We start from the raw sequence: 19202 nt of genomic DNA, 5'->3' as shown, positions 1-19202 counted from the left end.
TTCGGGTGGTCCCGCCCTTTTGCGTTTGCGGGGCTGTGCCGCTTCGAAGCGGTGCGCGCAATACGAAATGCGCCAGGCTGGCGCCGAAACCTGCGGTGGCGACCTGCTCTTCGAGAGCTGCCTGCGAGAATGGAACGGGGGAATTGTCGTTTTCTGGGGGGCGCAGAAGAGGTGCAACCGCTTGAACACGAATCCTTCCCGGGTAGTCGCCGGTGTGGAGGCGCTCGGCGCAACGGTGCTGGTGCGGGCGGTCGAGCCGATCGACGAGCGTCTGCTCGAAGCGCTGCTCGCCCCTTGGAGCGACGCGGGAATGCGACGATCGCCCCGATCGCCGCACGGCGAGCCGATGCCCGGAGCACCGAGCGTCGCGCTGCACCCCCTGGTCGAGGCGCATCTCGATGAGGCTGCCTCGCGGCTCAGCACGGAGGTCACGCTCGCGGCGCTGAGGGATCGCGCGGGCACTCACCTGCTGTTGCACGCTGCGGGTGTCGCGCGCGCCGACGGTGCTGTGCTGGCGATCATCGGCCCCTCGGGCAGGGGCAAGACGACGACTGCGCGGCAGCTGGCGGTCCGCCTCGGGTACGTGACCGACGAGGCGGTCGCGATCGCGCGCGACGGGAGCGTGCTGCCGTATCGCAAACCGCTCAGTGTGGTGACGGCGGGGCGCACGGAGAAGGTGCAGATCGCGCCGACGGATCTCGGTCTGCTGCCGCTGCCCGACGCCGGTCTCGGGATCGCGGGGCTCGTGCTGCTCGAGCGCGCGGGCGAGGGCGAAGAAGCCTCCAGTGTGGAACCGGTGGGCCTCGCCGAGGCGCTGGTCGAGATCGCGCAGCAGACGAGCTATCTGGCCGAACTGACCGACCCGCTGGTCGCGATCGCGCGCACTGCCGAGGCGACGGGCGGGGTGCGGCGGTTGCGTGTGGGGGTGCCGGATCGGATCCCGGAGGCGATCGACGACCTCTACGCTGCGGGGGAGTGCGAGCCCTGGGAGCAGATCCTGCCGATCCGCGATTCCAGCCCCGCCGGCCCGCACGTCCCCAGCGTCGGCTACGCCCCAGCGGAGCGCGTGCTCGACGCCGTCGAGTGCGCGACAGGTACCGTGGTGCTCACCGCTGATCGCGAGGTGCGCCTGCTCACCGGTATCGCTCCGCTGGTATGGCGCGGCCTCTGCGAGGGGGACGACTGGGCGCGCCTCGAGCGTCGCGCGGTCGAACGCTTCGGCGCACCCCCGCACGGCACGGTGCGCGAGGCCCTGGTGGAGGTCTGCGACGCGCTGGTCGACGCGGCCGTGCTCGAACGCGATGAGCGCGGTGAGTGAGATGGGCGCCGCGCACGATGCGGGAGTCGCGGTGGATGGCACCTCGACGGTCTGGGTCGCGATCGCCTACGCCGCGCTCGATATCCGCGGGCTCGACACCGCGGCGCAGCGCGGGATCGAATGCATGGTGCTGCCGACGCTGCCCTGCGACGAACCGATCGGCCTGCACGGCGACGCGGCCGAGCTGTGGATGCAGATGGTCGATGGACCGGTCGCCGATGCGATCCTGACGGATCCGCAGCGCGCCCTGGCGCGGGAGTTCGCAGAGTTCGGCCTCGCCTCCCAGAACCCGGATCACCCGGCGCGGGTCACGGCGGTCGCAGCCCCCTGGCTGTCGTCGCCGCTGCACGAGATGCTCTACGCGCTGGTGCACAGCGCGGCCTTCGAGCGAGGCATCGAGCTCGTGTTCATCAAGGGGCCGGCGCTGCACCGGCAGGGGTTGCGCGACCGTGAGCACTCGGCCGACATCGACGTGCTGGTCGATCCTCGTCGCATCTCCGAGTTGCAGGAGGCGCTGAGCCCCTGGGGATGGATCGTGCGTCACATTCTCTGGGACGTCACCGATCTCTCGCACTCCGTGACGCTCGCGCCGACGATGTGGGGCTGTGAGATCGACCTGCACCGCCGATTCCCCGGCGTGGGGCTGGGCGACGACGAGGCCTTCGCCGTGGTGCGCGACTCCGCGGAGCAGATGGAGTTCGCCGCCGTGAAGGCTCCCGTGGCCGAGCCCCTCGTCAACGGCCTGTTCTCGGCGTTGCACTTCGCGCGCCCGGCCCCGCCCGGCCAGCGCCCGCACAGCGGCGGGCCGGAGGAGGCGGTGGGGGTGCTGCGACGCTGCGGGGCCGGGGTGATCGGGATCGCGGATCGCCTCGGGGCTGACGCTGCCCTCGAACCGCATCTGCGGCGCGCGTTCCCCGAGGAGACGATCGTGGTCACGAACCCGTTGCCTTTCAACTGGACCTGGCTCACGCAGCCCACCCGCGCGAGGTACTACCTCGCCGCGCTCGCCCACGTGCGCTGGCCCGATAAGCCGCGTCTGGTGAAGCGGCTGCTGTGGCCGACACAGTCCGATGTGGGGGAGCGGGACGAGGGTGCGGAGCCCGGCGGGAGCGCGCTCAGTGTTCGGGATCGTCTCGCCCGACTCGGCCGGATCTTCGCGGCGTTCAGGAGGAGCTGATGAAAGCGCGTAGTTCAAGAAATACGAGGGATTCTGTCGGGCCGCATGCTGTCGGGATCGACGTCGACGTGGCTCTTCCCGAAGCATGACATAGCCCATTACTCGAAAGGCAGCATTCAATGACGAATCAATTCTTCGACCGTGAACCGGTGACGGAGCCCAGTGCCGAGGCCGGCGCGGTATCTCGGGCTGCCGGCACAGGTGACAGCGTCGACGCCGCAGATGACCAGGCCGTGACTTTCGCAACGCCCACTCCAGAATTAGATAGCGCAGTGGCGCAACTGCTGTCCGATGACAGCTCGCAGACGTATGACGCCGGCGGGCGATCGTTCTACCTGAGTGTCGGCGTGGCCGCCGCGGGTACCGCGGACAATCGGACTGCTCTGGTGGCTGGAGCCAGTCGAGCAGAGGCTCTCGGGCAGCACATCGCGTTGCTGCCCGGAGTGCATCGAGTCGCATCGAACCTCACCATTTCTCAGCCGGTGCTGATGCATCCTGGCGCCGTTATCCGCCCGGATAACGGCGTCGCCGTCACGCTCGCCGGAGGTCTCAGTTCTCCGGTCGGCATGTGCTTCGATCAGTCTCAGGGCGGTGTCGTGAGGCCGGAGCGAGTCGACTGGCACCCGTACTGGTGGGGGCCTGTCGGCACGAACGATGACAGCTCAACCTGGCGCGAGATGGTTCGTGCCCAGATGTCCGTCTCGAGCGATGAGGATCGCAAGATCACGGTTATCGCTCCGCTCGGCGTGAATCGCATCGCCGGCGTGTATTTGGAGAGCACCCACCTTTCTGCCTCCAGCAGCATTTTCAAGCCACCGGTGGGCCACACCGGTAATCACGGATATATGGTCCGGATGGGTCCCTGGACCGTCATCGACGACGGCACCTGGCACAGCGATGGGCTGCACAACTTCAGGGTCTTCCAGCAGGAGGGTCCCCGGTGCGCAATTCGGGGTGCTGCAGTGATCTGCCTCGGCAATCGCGAAACGTACGGTCTGTACGTGGTCAATACTCCCGGAGCGTCGGTCACTCCGAAAGTCATGAACTGCCGATTTTATGGCGGTGACGGGACAGGAGTCGCTATCCGCCTCGGGTCGCCTGACGCCGAGTTGACGAACATCTGGATCGGTCTCAACGAGATCGGCATCTTGGATGAGGGAGGCGCGGCAACGCTGATCAACTGCCATGTCTGGGGATGCTCTCAGTGCGGCGTGTCTCTCAGATCGGGGTCGAAGCTGTCAGCCTCGTATATCGAGACGAACCCTGTCTGGGGGCTGATCCTCCGTGAATCTCTCGGAGTAGCGGTTGAAGGCACGAGATTCTGGCTCAACGGCACCACAGGCAACACCGAGAGCGGGGGTGTGCTCATCACCCAGACTAGGGCGAATGGAACTACCGCCGCCGGCGGCGACAACATCATCACGGGTTGTGTGTTCGACGACTCCTACGAGACCGCCGTGACGATCGTGAATGCTCGTTCGAATCAGATTGTGAACTCGAATTTTACGTCTCGGCGGTTCCTGAACGGCACGCAACCAGCAGCGAGAAGCGCAGTGAGAATCGATGAGGCTTCGCGTGACAATGTGGTCGAGATCCATGCTGTGAAGCAGTTCTTCACTGGCGATGTTGTAGTGGACGAATCACAGTCGAACACCGTCACGGCAGGCCGCATCGAAGCTGCGAAGTTCGATGGCATGAGCATCGGCACCGGCGGCTTCACCCCCTATCTCGTGCGTCGATCCATAGGCATCGGGCAGTACACCTTCAGGGGGCACGCCTTCATCACCTCGACGCAACAGGTGAATCTGCGGCTGAACCAGGAGAACGTGAGTGCGGGGTACTGGGGCGCCTCCGATGTCGGTGGAGTCGCCCGGCCTCTGAGACATGCCGGAGGAGGCTTCCAGTCGATCCCCTCAACGGGAGGAGAAGCGAGGCGCGTGGAGTTCTCCGGTTATGCCGACGTCAGTTCGAGGGGAAGCTTCACTCTCTCGGTATCAGCCGAAGGAACGGGAACGGCGCAGATTCACTTCGCGAGTATCGAATTCACAAAGTACCTGTAACGGACTCTCGGCGGCACGCCTCAGGTGATGTTGCCGAGAACCTGGTTGCTCGTTCCGACGAGTCTGATTCCGAAGTTCACATGGTGGTCGTCAGGCGCATTGCAGCCCATGACGATGATCCGGTCGGAATCGCCTGCGCTCACGATCCCGTACGCCTGTGTCTTCGTGGGGCGCTCGTCGTAGAAGACGCACCCCTGCACGATGGCGTCCGTGTGATTGTAGAAGTTGAGTCCGACCCCATTGTTCTCCTGGATATCGCACCCGATGAACCGGTCGCGCTTGCCATACTGCGTACGGGCACCTCCGAGTTCGTTTCTCCAGAGCCGAACTCCGACGAACGTCGCTCCGAACACATCGTAAGAACCCGAGAACAGCCCGTACCCCTTGTTGTGCTCGAGGTACATGTTCACGAATCGGGATCCGCCGCAAGCGATGAGATAGAGCCCGTGGCTGTCGCACTCCCATACATGAATATTCGTGAACATGTGACCACCGTCATTCAGGCGGATCCCCTGCTCGCTGCACAGCGCCACCCAGAGATTGAGCGCTTCAGTGTCGTAGCAGTAGGAGCGTCCCCAGATTCCGCGTCGGCACCGGACGATCATGACGTTCTGGATCCGGTTCGCGTGGGCACTGTTCGAAGCAGAGGTGCCCCACAGATGGATGCCGACGCCGGCTCGCTCAGAGTCCCTGGTGCTGCTGCCGTAGATATAGATATTGTCGATCAGGGCGCGGGAGGTGTTGGTGATATCGATCGCAACAGTCTCGACACCATCGAGGTGGAATGCGAGATCGCGCAGTATGGCGCCGGTACGAGTTCGGATGATGAACTCCGCGCCGGGAGCAGGCTTGAGGATCGTTCCGCCCCAGTTCGCGCCCGCGCCGCTGATCCTCATCACCTCACCGGGAATAGTGATCTCACCCATCGTGTAGGTGCCGGCCGGGAACACCAGAGGCCAGCCCTGAGCGTAGGCCAGGTCGACCGCCGCCTGCACTTTCGCGGATTCGTCTCCCACACCGGTCAGGTCAGGGACAACGTATCCGGCGCGATCAATACGCTTCGATAGGAGCGCACCGGTCTGCGATTGCCGATCTGCGATGAGTGCCGCGGTGAGAGAATCGAGACTGCTCTCGAGAACGTAGGGCGAGTCGTCTCGTTCCACGCCCTCCTGGTTGGGCCGTTCGGGAATCAGTTCGCTGTTCATGCCGCCAACCTCTCTATCGTTGTTCTGCGGTTCTTGGAGTCACTCGGGGCACGCCGGTGAGCCACTGAGAGAAGCGCGTTCTCAGGGCGATCAGGGCTACCCCGACGGGGATCAGCAGCGCCAGCGCGAATAGGAGCGGCAGGGGAACGCCTGCCTCGAATCCGAGCCAGATGACGGTCGAGTGCACGAGGACGACCGTGAAGCCGGTGAGCGCTGCGTAGCTGATCGCAGCGCTCACCCTCGGAATGAGATTTCTCGCCCAGGTCTCGGCGAGTATCACGAGAGCCCAGCTGATGAGAATCGCCACGAGATAGCTCAGCACGGGCGTGCCCCAGTCTCCGCTCTTGATGTTCACGGGCAGGGAGAGGCCTGAAGCCACCAGCGCTCCGGAGACCACGAGAGCGGTGACGGAGGTGAGAATTCTTGCCCCTGTGCGCTCGATAGGGAGATGTCTCGCGAGCTGCCCCGCAGCCAGGAACACGAGCGCGGGGAGAGCGTTGCCGAGTGCGAGGGGAGTGGAGGCCAGTTGGGGGCCGAAGAGCGTGCCGAGCAGCGCGCCCACCACCGTACACCCGACACGGACTGCGATCGGCGTGGTGCTGAGCATTCGCCAGATCACTGCCGTCGCGAAGAGCGCGAAAACGAACCAGAACGTGTTGAACGGGCCTCCGACCCCGCGCCCTCCATAGAGCGGTTCCCAGAGCTTTGCGGGCGTCGCCTCGTCGAAGATGAAAAGCGCGATGGACCAGGGGACGTACAAGGCGATCAGCCAGAACGCGTACGGCTTGAGCAGCGTCGAGGTGCGACGGCTTATCTCCTCGCGCAGCCCGCGCCCCGATTTCCACAGATAGCCGCTGAGGAAGAAGAACACCGGCACGTGCCAAGGGAAGACGAGTTCGCGCATTACGGGCGTCATCCATACGTGGCCCGCAACGATGGCGACAATGCCGAGGATTCTGACGGCGTCGACTCCTGCGTTGCGATTACCTGCCATGCTCCGAATGTATTTCAGCGACTCCCCCCAGGCCTCAGGTCTGCGTGAACTTGGCGGAAACGGTGTCGAACGGGTGCGCATTCACCCAAGACACACTCAGAGACAGCTATCGCAGGGTGGTTTCCTCGCTGCTTTCTGAGTGCTCACTCTGATCAGAGAACTTCGTAGTCTGCCGGTTGTTTTTCGTTGAGCCGGTCAGTATCCCATTAGGAACGGCGAAGAGCGACAGCGCGATCCAGAGGGTCCCATCCAGAGCCATCGGATTCGAAACCACCTCGAGCAGGCCGAGCATGAGGAAAGCCGTTCCGAACGCCGCGGCAGGCGCAAGTCGCTTCTCGAACATGGCAGTCGAGACCAGACTCTGCCGCACCCAGAGGAAGAGCAGAATGAGCCCGATGACGCCGCCGCCGAAATAGACGAAGATGTAGAGGCTGTGCTGGTACAGCTGAGAAACCAGGCCAGAGCTCTGCAAATACGCCCAGCGGTCGACTCCAAGACCCCCGATACTGTTCTCGGAGACGGCCTCCAGCGCGCGCGACCAGATCCGCCCCCGTCCGCTGAAATCGGTAGGTAGAGCGGTCATTGCGAGCCTGAAGGCGATGACGAAGAAGGTGAGCGCGAGTGCGGTGAGTGTAAGCCGACCGACAATCCCGGGTGCCCCGTCGCGTCGTCGATCGACCATCGAGATGATGAGAGCGAGACCCAGCGCGACGAGCAATGTGTACTGCGAAGTGCGGGATTCGGTTGCGAGCAGCCACGCGATGCTCAGCAGCAGGGGGAGCAAGGACTTACGGAGTCCGTAGGTGAAGAGCCACAGCAGCAGAGCGACTACCACCTGCTGCGACAGGTAATTTTCTGAGATGTACGGGCCCTTCAGCATGCCGTCGAAGACGCCGCACTTGTACTCATCGCAGGCACGCCAGGCGTCGGATATGAACGGGGTCATCAGTCCCGGGATGCTCACGGCGATCATTGCGAGTGGGGAGAGCTGTTCCCGGGTGACCGGGCTGTGTTTCCAGCTGAATAGGAAGATCAGCCAGATCGCTCCCGGTGCGAAGCGCATCAGCAGTTCCCCTACACCGGTGAAGAACTCGTTCTGCACGATGTTCACGCCGAACAACCATGCCCATACGAGGGTGATCAGCAGCACCGGCGCCAGAGACGCCGGAGGGGCCATCTGCCTCCTGCGGCGAGCCAGAGAGAAGAGCATCAGCAGCACGAAGAACGCGGCGTAGGCGAGCTTGAACACACTGGTGCCTCGAAGAATCTCCATGTCGCCGACGACGCCCCCGATGATGAGGGCCGCGAGCGCGAGTGTGCTCGCGCGGATATCGGGATCGCGCAGCAAGCGGGCCAACGGAGGAAGGGAACGCAGCAGCACCAGGAGGGAGAGTACTGCGATGACGATTTCTGCGGTGTTCTGGATCATGCGATGTGCGCCTCATCATCACTCAGCGAATCGGCGTCCGGTCGACTGGACGCGCCCCTCCGGTCGAATCTGTGCGCAAGCAGGAACGCATTGGCGAGCCAGAACAGAAGGAATCCGGCGAGCACTCCTCCGAGGAGGCGCACCGTTCCCAGCAGCTCGAAGGGACTCATGATGAGCAGCGAAAACACCACGATCACCTGGAGCAACGCGAGGGCGAGTGCCCAGCCCTGCGCCTCCAGCGCAACGAAGATCGTCGAGATCGGGGTGGTCAGTGTGAGCATGAACGTCCAGGGGACCAGCGCCTGCGCGATCCGCCCTGCCTCCGCCCACTCGTTCCCGAACAGTGCGGGGAAGAACCAGGGGGCGAGGAGATAGAAGAGCGTGAAGCCGGGCAGTGAGATCAGCAGGGCGCGAGCAACCGTCGCTCTCACAAGCCGGAACATGTGGCCGGGCCCGGTCGTTGCGAGCTTCTGCAGGAAGACCGATGAGACCGCACCGTTCAGCAGCTTCACGGGCGCGATGGTGCCGCTGAACGCGAGGTTGTACTGACCGAGCCCTGAGACCGCGATGTTGCCGATCAGAATGTTGACCCCGGCCTCTCTCACCGCGTCGAGTACCACGTTCGGCCCATTGAGCAGCGGCATCCTGCGATAGCGGACCGCCACCTCACGCATGGTCGGCGCATCTCGCGGCATCGGGGCGCGCAGTTCGGGGGCTCTCAGCGCGACGAGCACCAGGGCCAGCGCCTGGCCGAGCAACAAGCCGAGCAGCAGGCCCTCGAACCCGCCGGTGACGAAAGCGAAGAGCAGTTGGAAACCCCCGACGGCAATGGCAGCGACGGCCTTATTCGCCGCGAGGACCGCGAAAGCCTTCTGCCGCGTGAGCCAGAACTGCGTGTTCGCGATCTGGGCGGTGAAGAAGACGACACCCGCGGCAGCGAGGGCCCAGTAGGAGAAGGCCCGGTTGTCGTAGACCTCCTCGATCCATCGCCTGGCGAGGAACAGAACCGACGCGAGTAGCAGAGAGGTGATCGCGATTGTGCGGGAGGCGAGCCGATGCAGCACTCGCGCCGTGGTGTTCGAATCGGGTAGCACGATGGCCATGTCGTAACGCAGCGAGGCGAGACTCGTGCCCACGATCGCGACCGACTGGATGATCACGAACAATCCGAAGTCTGCCGGACTGTACAGCCGGGCGAGCGGCACCATGATGAGGAAGGTGAACGCGTGAGCGGCAGCCGTACCGGTGAATACGGTGGTCACGTTCTTGAACGAACGCCCCGAGCCCACGAACCATCTGAACGCCTTCGGCGCCGGTCTTCGTGTTCGCTGAGTCATGGGCATCACCCCGCGTTCGACAGCATCTGCATCAACGGACCTGATCGCTCAGGAAGTACATGCGGTGCATGGTGGTAACCGTGATCGCCTGCACCCGATCCCACGCCGTGCCGTCGCCGCGCAGCGAGCGTTTCAGGTTCGAGCGCGTCTGCGCATTGATCGGGATCCGATCCGCATATTGCTCGGCCTCCTCTACGAGTTGTCGGAACGCCTGGTTCTCGGCGTACCAGAAATCGGCAGGGTTCATATTGTTCAGCAGGAATCGCAGGGGGAGTCGGCGCGGCTCAGAGCTTCGATTGAGTCGAGCCTGCGCCTCCACGAGAATTCTGTTCATCGCCTTGCGCGCGAACCTGCCGACAGTGCGTATGGGACGCTTCTCGCGAGGCAGGATCTGTGTGCTGGGGGTATCGAGCGCGTGGGGATAGAAGGCCTGAATCCAGTCGAGTTGGAACCGATGGCTCAGCCGCCATTCGAGCGGCATACGGAACGCGAAGTCGAGGACATCAATGTCGGCGAATGGGGAGGCTGCAAAAGTGAAATGCGACCTCATCAGGTACGTTGCTGCCTGTCCACGGAATCCCCGTGTGGTCATGATGAAGATCTCCTCATCATCAGTGCTGACGCCGCGTCCGGGAGGCTCGATGTTGATGCGGGAATTCGCGCCTGAGCCAGGCTGGGCCGGTCGTCGTTGGGGCGAGGAAGCATAGGTGTCTGCAACTGCACCACCGAAAAGCCCTGTGTGCTCGAGCCCGAACTTCGAGAAGTTGAGCGCCTGCAGAGTCGAGAAACCACCGGTGATGCTGCCGTAATAGCACATCCCGGAGTTGAGCTGCAGGATCGCTTCGGGGGAGAGGAGGGAGCGACCGCTTCCGGTCGGGTGGTAGAAGCTGTCATTGCCGAGTTGCTCGGCGAGTCGAAGCGCATAGCGCCGGTCATCGCTGTGCCAGTCGCTGTAGGTGACATTGGTGATCGGGCCGTAGCCGAGATCGCGTGCGACCACGTTGACCATGCGGGCGTCCAAACCCCCGGAGATGTCGGCCAGGTGACTGTACCCGTACTCGAGATCCTTATCGAAGCAGCGTCGCACCGCGGTGCGGAACAGCTGGTCGAACCGCGCGAGTGCGTCATCGTAGCTGAGGTTGGAGTGAACGGGCGTGTGCTCCAAGCGCCAGTATTCGATCTCGACGGCAGGCATGCTTCCGTCGAAGGGAACCGAGAGCAGAGAGCCCGGGGTCGCCCGCCGAACCTCCTCGGCGAACGTGTGGTCGTCGGTCATGAATCCGTAGCTGAGCATCATGCGGGCTGCGTGCTCGTCGAAGGTGGGCCGCTGCCCCGCACCGTCGAGCAGGCGCATGAGCAGGTCGAAGCTGTTCGACGCGAGTGGCCCGGCAGTGCCCTGATACAGGAAGGCGGCGGTGTCCCCGGTGTGGTTGCCGAATACCTGCAGCGTGTTCTTGGCGAGGTCGAGAACGGCACCGCTGAAGGGTCCTCGCAGCGTAGCCAGCGTTGCCGTCACGCCATCGGCGTTCATCATCGAGTGGAGCAGGGCCTCGATGGAGTCCACTCCGCGCTCGTGGAGCAGCTCGTGCTTGTTGAGCAGCACCCCGTCGAACAGAATCACGCGTTCGTCGGTCACGCTGAGGCAGCGATCCTCCATGAATCGCCCGTCGGGACACCAGCCGAGCACCATCCCCGAGACCTCGACGGTCTCGTACACCGCTGGGATGCATGCAGCAGCCGAAGACGGGGCGACGACCCAGTTGTTGCGATCCCGGTCGGGAACTCGGTTTCTCATCTGTGCCTTTCTCTGAGCGTGGGGTGTCGAAGAAGCCGACGCCCTTCAGGCCTGTTGTGATACCTCGGAGGAGCGTTCGGATGCTTGTGATGATCCGCGTCCCCTGCTCATCAGCCGGTTGATGAGCGGTCTCGGCACGAGGCCTCCCAGGCCCAGGATCAACGTCGAGGCCGCCGGGAGACGCCGGGTCGCTGCGATCGCCCGCGCGGTGCGCGCCACCCCGGCCGGCGACCGCGATTGGAAGGCGTATCTGAGCACCTGCCCTGCGAGGAAATCGGATAGCACGCTCGGATCCCAGACGCCGCGCCGGGTCTGCGCCCAGGCGAGCGAGGATCGCCAATCGGCGCTGGAGGAGATGGATCCGTCGGAACCGGTCCACACGGTCGCCAGCGGCTCGGGGATCTGCATGATCGATGCGCCGGCCCGCTCGAGCCGATCCAGCCAGTCCCAGTCCTGATGGCGGGGGAGCGTCTCATCCCACGGAACCCGACGGGCAAGCTCGGTGCGCGCCACGAGCGTGATGGAGAAGATCGTCGGGCGCCCCACCGAAGCCCTGCGTCGGCGGAACAGGTACTCGGCGAAGGGCTGGTCTTCGCGCTTGACCGTCGTGGGGATCGGCGGGCTCGTGGTGTGCGTACCGGGATTGCGGTAGACGGCCTGCGAGCCCACCACATCGGCCTCGCCGGAGACGAGCACCGGCATCTGCACAGTCAGCTTGCGAGGCGACCACTCGTCGTCATCGTCGAGAAAGGCGACGTAGGGGTGGGAAGCATGCTGAATGCCGAGATTGCGCGCGGCCCCCGCTCGCCGGCCCCCGCCGGTGTAGAGCACGGCATCCGCACCCGCGGCGAGGCCCTGGTCGAGCGCTCCATCGGCCAGATCCGCGATCACGAGGATTTCGATATCGCCCGAGTAGTCCTGGCCTCGAACCGAGGCGATGGCGCGGGCCAGATCGGCGCGCCCCACGGTGGGGATGACGACGGATACTCCGGGGCTTTCCGCGCCCCGAGCGGGCACGCCGACTCGCCGTGAGGGTCTCTTCATCACAGGGTGAGCCTAATTGAGTGGTGGGCGGAAATCGCGCGTAAACTGGGATTATGTCGCGTATCGTTGCGGTCACCCCCTGGTTCCCCAGTGAGAAGAAGCCCGCAGCGGGGGTCTTCAATCTTCGCGACGCTCAACTGCTGGCGGCATCGCACGAGGTGACCGTCGTTCATCTCGCGGAGAGCCGGGACCGGTTCCCCGACGAGCCGTCGCAGCGGCGGCTCGACTCGGGTATCGAGGTGATCCAGGTTCCATACCGGCAGCTCGACCCGGTGTCAGCCCTGACGGCGCGACGAGTCGTGCGTGATCAGCTCGCATCGGCCGACTTCGTGCACACGATGGCCGCTCACGCGCTGCTGCCGGTGCGGCTCGCGACGCCGAGAGTGCCCTGGGTGCACACCGAGCACTGGTCGGTGCTCATCGGTTCCCGGCTCGCCCCTCGGAAGAGGATCGCGAAACAGATTTATGCGCCGCTGCTGAAGCACCCGGATGCGGCTGTTGCCGTGGGAGGCGCGCTCGCCGCCGCCGTGGACGCCTACCGCTCGGAACGCACACGCATCATCGACAACTGGGTCGCGCAGGCGCAGCCCGGCAGCGGCACCCCGGTTGCGCCTGAAGCCAGGGGCGACTCACCGCTGCGCCTCGTATCGATCGGCAACCTGATCGAGCGCAAGGGCCCGAAGCAGTCGATAGACGCGGTGGCCGAACTGCAGCGCCGCGGAGTGTCGGCCAGGCTCACCTGGCTGGGGAGCGGGGAGCTGCGGGAGGAGGCCGAGCAGCACGCGCGGCGGCTCGGGATCGCGGATCGCATCGACTTCGTCGGCGCCGTTCCCCCTGAGGGCGTGCCGGGCTACCTGCGGGATGCGCACCTGTTCATCGCAGCGACGAGCAGCGAGACCTTCGGCGTCGCGATCGCAGAGGCACTCGGCCACGGTCTGCCCGTCGTCGCGAGCGGTTCGGGCGGCCACGTGGAGTTTCTGCCGCCCGAGGCCTCGCGCATCGTCCCGCGCCGCGACGGGGAGTCGTTCGCCGATGCGATCGAGGCCCTCTGCGCAGACCCCGCGCGCTGGAGCGCCGAGCAGATCATGGGCTACGCCGCCGAGCGATTCTCCCCGCGGCGGCGGGAGGAGGCCTACCTCGAGGTGTACGCGGCGGCGGCCGAGCGGTTCGCGCGCTGAAACGCGGAGTCCCGAATTGCTGCTTCCGGGTCGGGGGAAACAGCAATTCGGGACTCCGCGTCTCGTGGGGGCGCGCCCGCTCAGAGGCGCTTCGCGTCGCCGGCTCGGCTGATCCCGCGAGTATCGAAGAACCGTGATGCCTCCGCGGCCAGCGCGTCGACATCCACGCCGGGCAGCCGCTGCAGCAGCAGTGTGAGGTCGCTCGCGCGGTTCGCGTCGGCGAGATCCTGAACCCGGGCCAGGGCCGGTGCACCGTTCAACCGCCACTCGGGCACGAGCGGGTCGTAGTAGCTCACCTCCGCGCCCTTCCTGATGAGCAGATCGGCGATCGTCGAGGCGGGGCTCTCGCGAGTATCGGCGATCCCGCTCTTGTAGGTGACCCCGAGCAGCAGGATCCTGCTGCCCTTCAGCGGCTTCCGGTCGTCGTTCAGCAGATCCTGCACCCGCGAGACGACGTACGCGGGCATCGAAGAGTTGATGTCCTCGGCGAGTTCGACGAAACGGAACGGGCGCCCGAGCACCTGCCGCACGCGGTGACTCAGATAGTTCGGATCGATGGGAATGCAGTGACCCCCGACGCCGGGGCCGGGGGTGAAGGCCTGAAACCCGAAGGGCTTCGTCGCCGCCGCCCCGATGACCTCCCACACGTCGATGCCGAGTTCGTGGCACACCATCGCGAGTTCGTTGACGAGGCCGATGTTGATGTGGCGGTAGGTGTTCTCGAGCAGCTTGGTCAGCTCTGCCTCCGCCGTGCCCGACACCGGCACGACCTCGTCGATGAACCCGGCGTAGAACTCCACTGCGCGGCGCAGCGACTCGGGGTCGTCGGCCCCGACCACCTTCGGCGTGTTGCGAATGCCGTAGACCGGGTTGCCCGGATCGATCCGCTCGGGGGAGAACGCGACGAAGGCGTCCACGCCCACGGTGAATCCGGCGGCCTCGAGCACGGGCACGACCTCGGTGGCGGTGGTGCCCGGGTACGTCGTCGATTCGAGCACGACGAGCACACCCTTGCCCGCGTGCTCCGCGATCGCGCGTACGGCATCGTGCACCGGCCCGAGGTCGGGTGCCTTCCCCTCCCGCAGCGGCGTCGGCACGCAGATGATGATGGCCTCGGCGTCGCGATACTCAGAGACCTCGGTCGAGGCGCGGTAGCCTCGCGCCAGCATGTCGGCGATCGCGGCATCGGAGAGGTCGTCGACGACCGATCGGCCCGCATTGAGCCGCGCCACCCGCTGTGCGCTCAGGTCGAGGCCGATCACGCTGTGGCCCGCCTCGACGGCACCCTGGGCGACGGGAAGCCCCACGTAGCCCTGCCCGACAACAACAACCCTCATTCGGGGTCCTCTCTCGATCTTCAGTGCGCGCCCACGGGGCGGATCACCGTTCTGACGGTCTTCAGGAGCAGTACGAGGTCGCCGACCAGCGACCAGTTCTCGACGTAGTAGAGGTCGAGCCTGATCGCGTCCTCCCACTCGAGGTCGCTGCGGCCGCTGACCTGCCAGAGTCCGGTGATCCCCGGCTTGAGCAGGAGACGGCGGTGATGCGAATCGGCGTAGAGGGCGACCTCGGCCGCCCGCTGCGGGCGGGGGCCGACCAGGCTCATGGTGCCGAGGAACACGTTGAAGAGCTGGGGCAGTTCATCGAGCGAGTACTTGCGGATGAACCTGCCGACGGGCGTGATCCGCGGATCGTTCTCCACCTTGTGCAGCGGCTTCTCGGCGGTACCCTGCGCGTCGAGCAGCGAACGCAGCTGATCGTCGGCCCCCTGCACCATGGAGCGGAACTTGAACATCGGAAACGGCCGGCCGTTCAGACCGATGCGCTCCTGCGAGTAGAAGACGGGGCCGCGGCTCGACAGCTTGACTGCCAATGCGACGGCGAGCATGACCGGTGAGGCGAGAATCATGAGGGCGGCCGAACCGAGGAGGTCGAGCATCCGCTTGAGGAAGTACTTGCGACCGCCGAATGTCGGCAGCTCGACGTGGATCAGCGGCAGGCCCGAGACCGGTCGCGTGTGGATGCGTGGCCCGGCGATATCGGTGATCGTCGGGGCGACGACGAGATCGATATCGCGGTTCTCGAGCTGCCAGCTCAGATCCCTCACCTGCGCGGGGTGGAAATCGTCGGATCCGGTCAGGATCACGATGTCGGCGTCGAGCCGATCCACCGCTTGCATCGCGTCGTCGAAACCGGCCACGACCTCGACTCCCTCGACCAGTTCACCGGTGGTGCCCTTCTGAGTCGCGGCCCCCACGATCCAGAACCCGTTGGCGGGGCTGCGCATGATCTCCCGTGCCACGTGCTCGCTCTTCACTCGGTCGCCGATGAGCAGGGTGCGGTAGACGCTGCGGCCCTCGGAGCGCCATCGGTGCAGACGTTTGCGCCAGAGCCAGCGGCCGAGCAGCAGGAGCAGGAGCCCGACCGGGAGCGCGATGAGCAGGTAGCCCCGGCCGACGTTGGCCTTCGCGAGGTAGGCGACGACCGCGAACATGCCGAACGTCGCGAGGGTGGAGGTCAGCACGCGCTTGTACTCGGTGGAGCCGACCCCGAACACCTTGGAGTCGCGGCTGCCCGCGGCGCTGAGGCAGAGAAGCCAGCCGAGGGCGATCACCGAGGAGAGCAGCGCGTAGGCGAGCTCGAACTCCGAGGGGCCCCGGAAGCGCACCTGCACGTCCTCATCGATGCCGTAGCGCAGCAGTTGCGCGCCGAAGACCGAGAACACCACGATCGCGATGTCGGTGAGCAGGATCCTGCGCCGGTAGCGCCGTTCCCAGCGCCGGTTGTCTCGTGCGGAGGGGTGTATCGAAGGGCGCATCGACGGGCGCGTCGTCGCGCGCGTCTGCGGTTGCGCATCGGCTGAGACGGGGTGCCGACGGGTGACCAGCATTGAGCGCCCTTCCACCGGAGGAGAATCCGGGAGTCGAAAAGGTGCATCCGCGGTCAGGGTGCTCGTGACCGCGAACGCGAAGGACAGATGAGCGGTTGCGCCCGCAGGTGTCCGATGTGAGGCGCGAAGGGTGGTGCAGAAGCCGCGTCTGCCCTCGAGCGTGCGCTCGAGTTCCCCGCAAACGGGCCGCTGGGAGCACGGGAGCTGTTCCAGAGGAGAAAACATCCTCCGGAACAGCTCCCATGCGTGCCGGTGAGCTTCTTCAGCTCGGGGCGACGGTGTGCTTGTTCAGGTTCGAACGGTTCTGAACGCGCAGATCGGCCGTGATCTGGTTGGTGTTTGAGAGCGGGGGCTCCGCGCCGCCATCGTGAGTGATGACGATGCCCGGCACGTTCACGGTCGTGGTGCCCGCGTTCGACAGGGTGATGCCCTGGTGGGTGAAGGTGTAGACGCCGCTCGCGCTGTCGAAAACGTAGGTCCACTCGCCGATGGCGCCGCTCGCGCCGAGAGCCGAGCCCTCGTTCGAAGCGGTGAAGCCGGCGGGCACGTTGAAGGTGAAGGTGATCGGACCGGTGAAGTTGTCGCCCGCGCCGCCGTCGCCGACGAACTCGACGTAGTTCTCGTTCGGGCGGAACTCGGCGTTCGTACCGGCGTTGTTCGAACGGATGTTCAGACCCGAATAGCCGTCGGTGATCGATGCCGCGGCGAGAGGAGCCGAGACGGCGACCGCGACGACGGGGGCGGCCCAGGCGGCGCCCTTGATGACGGTGCGGCGGTCAACGCCCTTGCTCTTGTTGATGTTCTCGGTCATATGTCGCGACCGTCCTTTCTTCGTTGAGGAGTTCACACTGGGAAACCGGACCGGTGGCCCGGCGAAGTCTCACAGCCCAATTTCAGCCCGGTGAGTCGTGGAGCAGACGTGCGAGCCGTCTCCTTGTCGCAGTCGGTATCGCTCACGGCGCAATTAGCGCTCGTCGCCCGAGCGGGGAGGGGCGCCGCCCACCGACGATTTCGCGGCTCGGCGAATGCGCGACGGCGAGTCGTACCCGGCCTCACCGAACGCCCTCGCCAGGCTGGAGGCCCCGCTGAACCCCACGTGGATCGCGATCTGGGAGATGCTCAACGCCGAGTAATCGGGGTCGCGGAGCATGTCGTGCGCGTGCTCGATGCGCAGGCGACGCATCTCCCGACGGATCGTGGTGCCGTGCTTGGCGAACTCCCGCTCGAGCTGGCGCCGGGAGAGGTTCACCGCCTCGGCGAGATCGTCCGACGTGAGGCTGCCATCGGTGAACTGCGCCTCGAGCACCGACATCGCGCGGCGGTACGGATCCCGAGCGCCGCGGGGCGTCGGCCCCGCTCCCGTCGTGTCTGCGAAGAGACCCTGGATCATCTCCTGCATGAGGCGCTCGATGTAGTAATCGCCGATGCGGGATCGCTCGGCCGTGCGCAGCGTCTGCCTGGCGAAGGAAGCCGCGGGCCCGAGCAGCGCGGTCTGGTTCGTCAGCATGCGCGGGGCGCTCTGCACGAGCGAGCTCGCGAGCTCTCCCGGGCCCGAGATGACGAGGGCCTCCGTGCCGTACTCTGCGATCGCCTCGAAGCTCTGCCCGGGCAGCGCGAGCACGCCATGCCCTTCCGAGAGGGCGCCCGTCAGACCCCGTCCGCGCACCACCGCGCGCCCTTGACCGATGAGCAGCAGCATGATGCCGGCGCCGGATGCGCAGTGCAGACTCTCGTTCGTCGAGAGCAGAGCCGAACGTACGCTGACGGAGCCGAACGCAGCCGTCTCCCACCTCGGGGAACCCATAGGATCATGCCTTTCCGAGGCCACGACGGCCCCAAACCTGATCCCCCAGGTAGGTGACTAAGCGTACCCGCATTCTCGCGACTCGGGTGCACGACGGCCTCGCGAGTGGTGAGACACTTGGGCGCATGACCGTGCAGACCTCCCGTGCAGAAGCGAAGCCCGAGGCGCGGCGCAGGGTGTTCTCTCACCCGCTCGCGCACTTGCTCGCGGCCCTGATCCTCATCGGGCTCGTGCAGGCGTTCGTGGTCAAGCTCGTTCTGGTGCCGTCGGGGTCGATGGAGCAGACGCTCGAGACGGGGGACCGGGTGCTGGTCGATCGGCTCGCCTACGCGTTCGGTGATGCGCGGCCCTCGAACGGTGACGTCGTCGTGTTCAGCACGCGGGAGGAGCTCTGGCCCGGCGGCAATCACCCCGAGCCGGCCTCTGCCGCGGGCTGGTTCAAGCACGGGGTGCGATGGGTGCTCGGCGACCTCATCGGGATCGGGCCGACGACGGATCGGCTCATCGTGAAACGGGTCATCGGCACTCCGGGCCAGATGGTCGAGTGCTGCGGCGAGCACGGTCGCGTGATGGTCGACGGCCGGGAGATCCCCGAGCCCTACGTGTTCGAGGACCTGCCCTTCCGCCCCGAGGAACTCGACTGCGATACGGCGCAGGTCTCGCTCCGCTGCTTCGGCCCGGTGGCCGTGCCCGAGGGCATGCTGCTCGTGCTCGGCGACCACCGCAGCAGGAGCGAAGACGGCGTCGCGGAGTGCCGTGGATCCGCCTCTCCCCAGGCCGACGGCAGCGGTGCTGACTGCGTGCGGTGGGTCAGTGAGGAGGACGTGATCGGCGAGGCGTTCGCGGTGGTGTGGCCGCTGGGGAGGATCGGGAACGTCGAGTAGAGCCGGGGAGTTCTCTCCGCGCGGCCTCCGATACCGTACGCGACATCTTTGCGATATCCGCGGATTCCACCTCCGTCGGGCTGGGTA

The 19202-nt window shown here is 65.7% G+C and carries 15 protein-coding genes; 5 read left to right on the top strand and 10 right to left on the bottom strand.

Annotated elements, in window-relative coordinates:
• Positions 1-181: 181 nt before the first annotated feature.
• The 3 genes from KVY00_RS06475 to KVY00_RS06465 all read left to right on the top strand — a co-directional run bounded on the left by KVY00_RS06475 (position 182) and on the right by KVY00_RS06465 (position 4555).
• A complete protein-coding gene (locus tag KVY00_RS06475) occupies positions 182-1318 on the top strand; it encodes a nucleoside/nucleotide kinase family protein (RefSeq protein WP_223044869.1) in 1137 nt (378 codons plus the stop codon).
• Positions 1311-2495, top strand: a complete 1185-nt coding sequence (locus KVY00_RS06470; protein ID WP_223044868.1) for a nucleotidyltransferase family protein — start codon at positions 1311-1313, stop codon at positions 2493-2495. The genes KVY00_RS06475 and KVY00_RS06470 overlap by 8 nt, the downstream gene beginning before the upstream one ends.
• A gap of 119 nt (positions 2496-2614) precedes the next feature.
• The gene (locus KVY00_RS06465; protein ID WP_223044867.1) at positions 2615-4555 is read left to right on the top strand and encodes a right-handed parallel beta-helix repeat-containing protein; all 1941 of its coding nucleotides are present in this window, start codon (positions 2615-2617) and stop codon (positions 4553-4555) included.
• Positions 4556-4575: 20 nt separating this feature from the next.
• On the opposite strand, the gene KVY00_RS06460 is transcribed toward KVY00_RS06465, so the two are convergent.
• The 6 genes from KVY00_RS06460 to KVY00_RS06435 form a co-directional block, all read right to left on the bottom strand.
• Positions 4576-5760, bottom strand: coding sequence for a right-handed parallel beta-helix repeat-containing protein (locus KVY00_RS06460; protein WP_223044866.1), 1185 nt, complete (start codon positions 5758-5760; stop codon positions 4576-4578).
• A gap of 13 nt (positions 5761-5773) precedes the next feature.
• Positions 5774-6754, bottom strand: coding sequence for an acyltransferase family protein (locus KVY00_RS06455; RefSeq protein ID WP_223044865.1), 981 nt, complete (start codon positions 6752-6754; stop codon positions 5774-5776).
• A gap of 106 nt (positions 6755-6860) precedes the next feature.
• Positions 6861-8183, bottom strand: a complete 1323-nt coding sequence (locus KVY00_RS06450; protein ID WP_223044864.1) for an O-antigen ligase family protein — start codon at positions 8181-8183, stop codon at positions 6861-6863.
• Positions 8180-9520, bottom strand: coding sequence for a lipopolysaccharide biosynthesis protein (locus KVY00_RS06445; protein ID WP_223044863.1), 1341 nt, complete (start codon positions 9518-9520; stop codon positions 8180-8182). Before KVY00_RS06445 ends, KVY00_RS06450 begins: the two co-directional genes overlap by 4 nt.
• A 31-nt stretch (positions 9521-9551) precedes the next feature.
• Positions 9552-11237, bottom strand: a complete 1686-nt coding sequence (locus tag KVY00_RS06440) for an asparagine synthetase B family protein (protein WP_223044862.1) — start codon at positions 11235-11237, stop codon at positions 9552-9554.
• 123 nt (positions 11238-11360) lie between these two features.
• The gene (locus tag KVY00_RS06435; protein WP_223044861.1) at positions 11361-12359 is read right to left on the bottom strand and encodes a glycosyltransferase family 2 protein; all 999 of its coding nucleotides are present in this window, start codon (positions 12357-12359) and stop codon (positions 11361-11363) included.
• Positions 12360-12412: 53 nt separating this feature from the next.
• Between KVY00_RS06435 and KVY00_RS06430 the strand changes: the two genes are divergently transcribed.
• Positions 12413-13537 carry a glycosyltransferase family 4 protein gene (locus KVY00_RS06430; RefSeq protein ID WP_223044860.1) on the top strand — a complete coding sequence of 375 codons (1125 nt, stop codon included), beginning with the start codon at positions 12413-12415 and terminating at the stop codon, positions 13535-13537.
• An 80-nt stretch (positions 13538-13617) separates the two neighbouring features.
• Here the strand turns inward: KVY00_RS06430 and KVY00_RS06425 are convergent, their stop codons facing one another.
• The 4 genes from KVY00_RS06425 to KVY00_RS06410 form a co-directional block, all read right to left on the bottom strand.
• The gene (locus KVY00_RS06425; RefSeq protein WP_223044859.1) at positions 13618-14874 is read right to left on the bottom strand and encodes a nucleotide sugar dehydrogenase; all 1257 of its coding nucleotides are present in this window, start codon (positions 14872-14874) and stop codon (positions 13618-13620) included.
• Positions 14875-14894: 20 nt separating this feature from the next.
• Entirely contained in the window at positions 14895-16427 is a 1533-nt protein-coding gene (locus KVY00_RS06420; protein WP_255572802.1) for a sugar transferase, read from the bottom strand.
• A 262-nt stretch (positions 16428-16689) separates the two neighbouring features.
• A complete protein-coding gene (locus tag KVY00_RS06415) occupies positions 16690-17238 on the bottom strand; it encodes a hypothetical protein (RefSeq protein WP_223044858.1) in 549 nt (182 codons plus the stop codon).
• Between the two features lie 153 nt (positions 17239-17391).
• Complete coding sequence (locus KVY00_RS06410) at positions 17392-18231, bottom strand: helix-turn-helix domain-containing protein (RefSeq protein ID WP_223044857.1); 840 nt, start codon at positions 18229-18231, stop codon at positions 17392-17394.
• 125 nt (positions 18232-18356) lie between these two features.
• Between KVY00_RS06410 and lepB the strand changes: the two genes are divergently transcribed.
• Positions 18357-19115 (top strand): signal peptidase I, encoded by a 759-nt coding sequence (lepB, locus tag KVY00_RS06405; protein WP_223044856.1) that lies wholly within the window; start codon positions 18357-18359, stop codon positions 19113-19115.
• Positions 19116-19202 lie beyond the last annotated feature (87 nt).

Source organism: Leucobacter tenebrionis (assembly GCF_019884725.1).
GTDB lineage: Bacteria > Actinomycetota > Actinomycetes > Actinomycetales > Microbacteriaceae > Leucobacter > Leucobacter tenebrionis.
This window is presented reverse-complemented; position numbering and strand designations above follow the sequence as displayed.